General features: G+C 64.3%; 3 protein-coding genes. All 3 read right to left on the bottom strand.

The window, feature by feature from the left end; all coding sequences use genetic code 11:
- Positions 1–15: 15 nt before the first annotated feature.
- Positions 16–2,517 carry a membrane-bound PQQ-dependent dehydrogenase, glucose/quinate/shikimate family gene (locus tag ACE04I_RS07690; RefSeq protein WP_487206899.1) on the bottom strand — a complete coding sequence of 834 codons (2,502 nt, stop codon included), beginning with the start codon at positions 2,515–2,517 and terminating at the stop codon, positions 16–18.
- A 241-nt stretch (positions 2,518–2,758) separates the two neighbouring features.
- Complete coding sequence (locus ACE04I_RS07685) at positions 2,759–4,276, bottom strand: tripartite tricarboxylate transporter permease (protein ID WP_487206898.1); 1,518 nt, start codon at positions 4,274–4,276, stop codon at positions 2,759–2,761.
- Positions 4,277–4,297: 21 nt separating this feature from the next.
- A partial coding sequence (locus ACE04I_RS07680) for a tripartite tricarboxylate transporter TctB family protein (protein WP_487206897.1) occupies positions 4,298–4,744 on the bottom strand: 447 nt, incomplete at its 5' end.

Raw genomic sequence — 4,744 nt, 5'->3', positions numbered from 1 at the left:
CCTCATTTCTTGGTCTTACTGCTTCGGAAGGCTGAACGCGACGATGTAGTCGCCGCGATCGGGGGACTGGCGCGAGCCACCCGCCGAAATCACGACGAACTGACGCCCGCTTTCCGGCGAGACATAGGTCATCGGTGTACCCTGCGTGCCTACCGGCAGGCGGGCTTTCCAGAGCTCTTCGCCGGTGCGCACGTCGAGCGCCCGCAGGTAATAGTCCTGCGTGCCGGCATAGAAGACGATGCCGCCGGCGGTCGTCGTTGGGCCGCCGAGCGAAGGCATGCCGACTGGGATCTGCAGGCCGGTCTTCATGCCGAGGGGTCCGCTATCCTGCAGCGTACCGGCTGGCACCTGCCAGACGAGCTGGCGCGTCTTGAGGTCGATGCCGGAAATGGTGCCGTAGGGTGGCTGGTGGCAGGGCACGCCGAGCGGTGACATGAAGCCGTTTTTCCAGGCGGCATAAGGTGTGCCCGTCTGGCTCGAAAGCCCATCATGGGCGGCAGCGCCGCTGAGGCCTTCGACCTCGGCTTGCGGGATCAGCCGCACGAATTGCGGCATGCGGATGTCGTTGACGACCAGCATGGCATTTGCTTCGTCGATCGACGCCGATCCCCAGTTCATGCCGCCGTAATAGCCCGGCATGATGAGCGAGACATCCGTGCCCGGCGGCGTGAATTCGCCCTCATAGCGCATCTTCTTGAACTCGATGCGGCAATAGAGCTGGTCCCAGGGGGTTGCTCCCCACATCCGGGCTTCCGTGAACGGTTCGGTGCCGATTGATGGCATGCCGGTGGAATAGGGCTGCGTCTTCGAGACCCAGTCCTCCGGAACGCCGCCCGTCTGCGGCACCGGCTTTTCCTCCACGGTCGCGATCGGCTCGCCGGTTTCCCGATTGAGCATGAAGATCTGGCCGCGCTTGGTGATCTGGATCAGCGCCGGCTGCGTGCCGCCATTGCCATCCGGAACGTCGTAGAGCGCCGGCTGGGCGGGAACATCGTAATCCCAGATGTCGTGGTGGACAGTCTGGAATTTCCAACGCTCACGGCCGGTGGCAATATCGAGGGCAACGACGGATGCGGAATATTGCTCGGCAGCCTCCGAACGATGCGCGCCGAAGAAATCGGGCGTCGCGTTGCCGGTCGGCAGATAGACGAGGCCGAGTTCGTCGTCGAAGGCCGGCGTCGACCAGACGTTGGGCGTGCCGCGAGTATAGCTTTCGCCCTCCGGCGGATAGCGGGTGATATTGGGATTGCCGAGGTCCCAGGCCCAGACGAGTTCGCCGGTACGGGCATTGAACGCACGCACCGCGCCGGAGGGCTCGTTGACCTCGCGATTGTCCCAGACCCAGCCGCCGACCAGCACGAGATCGCGCATCACGGTCGGAGCGGAGGTCTGGAAGTAGAAGCCGTCCTTCACCTCGCCCATGCCTTCGCGAAGGTTGACCGTGCCGGCATTGCCGAACTCGGCGCAAGGCTCGCCGGTCTTGGCGTCGAGCTCGATCAGCCGGGCGTCGATGGTCGTCAAGACGATGCGCGCGGCGCATTGCGCGGGTGTAGGCGGTGCTGTGGGTGCCGCAGGAGCCGCCTGTTCTTCCGGCTCCTCGATCGTGGGCGCCGCAAGCGCGGGAGCCGTTGGATCGACGGGTTCGGGAGGCGCTGTCGGCCCTGGTTCTGCCGGCTGCACGGCGGCAACGACCGGCGGCTCGTAGTAGCTCACCCCGCGGCAACGCTGCCATACCGGAGACGTCGCCTGCGGATCGAATTTCCAGCGAACTTCGCCGGTTTCGGCGTTGAGCGCATGAACGATATTGTGCGCGGTGCAATGATAGACGGTATCGCCCACCTGGAGCGGCGTGTTCTGGTCTTCCGCTCCCTTCTCGGCGGGATCGCCGGTCCGGAAGGTCCAGGCGACCTGAAGGTTCTGAACATTGTCGCGGTTGATCTGATCGATCGGCGCGTAACGGGTACCATGCGGCGTGCGGCCGTAATGACGCCAGTCGGAGGCGGAGCCTTCCGCGGCTTCCTGGGCTTGCGGCGCGGGAATCTCGGCCACTTCGTTGCGGATCAGATGCTGTGGCTGAAAGGCCAGATAGCCCACGCCGGCCAGACCGAGCGCCAGGAGCGCAGCGATGCCCAAGGGCGCTGCTTTCGATGAAGGGCGGTTGGTCGGAAAGAGCGGGGTGATCAGCGCGACGATGATCGTAAGCACCGTGGGCGCGACGATGCGCGGTATCAGCGGCCAGAAATCCAGGCTGCCGACTTCCCAGAGCGACCAGACGATGGTGGCGACATAGAGGAGGGCAAAGAGCCAGACGCCCGCTTTCCTGCGCAGAAAGAACAGGATGCCGACGAGAATGAGCGCGGCCCCGGCAAGAGCGTAATACCAGGAGCCGCCGAGCGAAATAAGCTGAACGCCGCCTGCGAGCAGAGGCAGGCCGCCAAGGAAGACGAGTATGCCGACGAGCTTGAGCAACCAGCCGCCGGATCCGGCGCTGTCTGGAGAGGAGGGATTTAAGGACATGGCGATTCCTATTTGCAGGTGTTCGCCGGGGGAAGGCGAAGCGGACCGGAAAGGATTCAAAAAAAGAACTGGCCGAACGGCCGATGCTTTCGGAAGGTTGATCACCCGGAAATAACGCCGCTTTGATTCTTGGCAAGAAAAAGATGGCCACTTTTTTGCCACAAAGCACATTTTTGCGGCACCGGAGTCAAAAAAAGGGAGGCGGTTGCCCGCCTCCCTTCGCGTCTCGATTTCCGAGGGATCAATCCTCGCTTGCTGCCATCTGCGACAGCACCTCGCCCCTGCCGCGTGCGCGCAGGATGAGCGGCAGGATCAGTGCGATCGCCGCGACCGTCAAAAGCACCGCGGCGATCGGCGAGGTGAAGAGCACCGTCACGTCGCCCTGGCTGATCGCGAGTGCCCGGCGTAGCTGTTGCTCGGCTAGCGGCCCGAGGATGAGGCCGACCACGACCGGCGCGATCGGATAGCCGAATACGCGCATGACATAGCCGAGCAGACCGAAGGTCAGCAGCATGCCAAGCTCGAAGACGGAAGGGTTGGCTCCGATCGTGCCGAGTGTGGCGAACACCAGGATGCCGGCATAGAGCCAGGGTTTCGGGATCGTCAGCAGCTTCACCCAGAGGCCGATCAGCGGCAGGTTCAGCACCAGCAGCATGAGATTGGCGATGAGCAGCGATGCGATGAGACCCCAAACGAGCTGCGGATTGGTCGCAAACAAAAGCGGTCCCGGCTGCAGGCCGTATTGCTGGAAACCGGCAAGCATGATCGCCGCGGTCGCGGTGGTCGGCAGGCCGAGGGTCAAGAGCGGCACGAGCGTGCCGGCGGCCGATGCGTTGTTTGCCGCCTCGGGACCGGCCACGCCCTCGATCGCGCCGTTTCCGAACTCTTCCGGATGCTTGGTAAGGCGCTTTTCCGCCGCATAGGAGAGGAAGGTGCCGATTTCGGCGCCGCCTGCCGGCATGGCGCCGATCGGGAAACCGATCACGGTGCCGCGCAGCCAGGCCTTCCAGGAGCGCGCCCAGTCGGCGGCGTTCATCCAGACGGAACCCTTGACCGCTTCCACTGTTTCGGGTCCGCGATTGCCCTGCGCGGCGATATAGAGCGTCTCGCCGATCGCGAACATGGCAACTGCCATGGTCGTGACCTCGATGCCGTCGAGCAGGTCCGGAACGCCGAAGGAAAGGCGGTTCTGGCCGGTCAGTTGGTCGATGCCGACGACCGAGAAGGCAAGCCCGATGAAGAGCGAGGTGAGGCCGCGCAATGTAGAATCACCGAAGGCCGACGATACGGTGACGAAGGCGAGCACCATCAGCGCGAAATATTCGCGCGGACCGAAGACCAGCGCCAGTTTCACGATATAGGGGGCGATGAAGGCGAGCAGCAGCGTGGCGATGAGGCCGGCCACGAAGGAGCCGATCGCGGCTGTCGCGAGCGCCGGTCCGCCGCGCCCGTTGCGGGCCATCTTGTTGCCTTCGAGCGCGGTGACGATCGAGGCGCTTTCGCCGGGCGTGTTCAGCAGGATCGAGGTGGTCGATCCGCCATACATGCCGCCGTAATAGATGCCGGCGAACATGATGAGCGAACCGGTGGGGTCGAGCCGATAGGTGACGGGCAGGAGAAGGGCGACCGTCAGCGCCGGCCCGATGCCGGGGAGTACGCCGACGGCGGTGCCGAGCGTCACGCCGATCAGCGCATAGAGGAGGTTCATCGGCTCTGCTGCCGAAGCCAGCCCCTGCAGAAGGAATTCGAACGTGCTCATTGGCTTACTTTCGGAACGTCATCAGAGAAACAGGTGTTCCAGCGGCCCCGCGGGCAGCGAAAGCTGCAGCAGGCCGGCGAAGATCAGCCAGATGACGAGACAGAGGACGATGCCGATGGGCAGCGTGATCCAAAGCCTCTTCTTGCCGAACCCGGCCGCCGTCAGGGCGAAGAGAACACCGGTCGCGATCGAGAAGCCGGCGGTGCGAAGCAGCAGCATCTGCGCGATCAGGCCAGCCACGATCCAGACGACAGGACCGAACTCCTGATGCTCGCGCTCCGGGAAGTCGCGCCGGAAGGCCGCGATCACGGTCCAGATGGCGAGGCCGACGAGCGCGAAGGCGATCCAGTCCGGAATGGTGGCGGGGCCGATCTGCGAATAGCCCGCCATGCCTTTCAGCCGGGCGACGTCGAAGAAGATAGTGCCCGCGATGGTGACGAGCACGGCGGCAATGGCAAGCGCCCCCCC

It is taken from the genome of Rhizobium moroccans, from assembly GCF_057559155.1.
This window is presented reverse-complemented; position numbering and strand designations above follow the sequence as displayed.

What these genes read in the sequence shown, in the direction of transcription:
- ACE04I_RS07690 (WP_487206899.1), bottom strand. Translation starts at nt 2,517, where the DNA reads ATGTCCTTAAATCCCTCCTCTCCAGACAGCGCCGGATCCGGCGGCTGG.
- ACE04I_RS07685 (WP_487206898.1), bottom strand. Translation starts at nt 4,276, where the DNA reads ATGAGCACGTTCGAATTCCTTCTGCAGGGGCTGGCTTCGGCAGCAGAG.